We start from the raw sequence: 880 nt of genomic DNA on the forward strand, positions 1-880 counted from the left end.
CAGGAGGCCCTGGACCGGGCCAGGAGGAGAAAGGGCCCCAAGCCCAGGCTCCTGGTGGTCCTGGACCTGGTCACCCTTGAAAAGCGGGGCCGCTTCCCCCACCTCCCCCTTTCCTTCTTTCACGGCAAGTGGGGCCTCCACCTCGTAGTTCTTTACCTCGTCTACGGGGACCTCCGCATCCCCTGGGCCTACCGACTATGGCGGGGCAAGGGGGAGAAGGCCCTCTCCCTCCTGGCCCTAAGCCTCCTGGCCTCCCTCCCTGCCTGGATGCGCCGGACCTTCCGGATACGGGTGGCCGCGGACGCGGCCTTTGGTACGGCCTGGTTTCTCTTTGGGGTGAGGCGGATGGGCCTGGAGGCGGTGGTGGGGATGCGGCGGGACCGGAGGCTTTGGGGAGGGGGGAGGCTTTTGGACCTCAGGCGGCAGGGGAGCCAGGTCTACCTGTGGGGGCTTTCCTTCCCGGTCTGGGTGGCCTGGTACCGCTACCCCCTGGCCCAAGGAGGCTGGGAGTGGCGGTACGTGGTGGCCACCTTAGGCGCCACGCCCCGGACCCTGCTCACTTGGGGAAAGAGGCGGTTCACGGTAGAGCACTTCTTCCGGGCGATGAAAAGCGAGTTCTCCCTGGGGCAGTTCGGGCAGCGGACGGCTTTGGGGGTGCACCGCTTTCTGGTGCTCTCCCTTCTGGCCTACCTGCTGGCCCACTGGGTGGGGGCGGGGGAGAGGGGTAGCTGGCGGGAGGCTAGAGAGCGGGCGGCCCGGGTTCTCTTGCCCGAGCTCGTGGAGCGGGTCATCCTGCGGGAGCTCCATGCCCTGGGTCTGGGACCGCCGGGGGGAGAAGGTGAAGGTTTATGCGGGGTATGCGGGAGGTGCAAGTTTTGAG

General features: G+C 67.6%; 1 protein-coding gene. It reads left to right on the top strand.

Annotated elements, in window-relative coordinates; genetic code table 11:
• On the top strand, window positions 1-879 hold an 879-nt coding region (locus AC01Y6_RS10595; RefSeq protein WP_476671489.1), incomplete at its 5' end, for a transposase.
• Between the last annotated feature and the right edge of the window lies 1 nt (window position 880).

The sequence above is a fragment of the Thermus sp. genome, assembly GCF_056332225.1.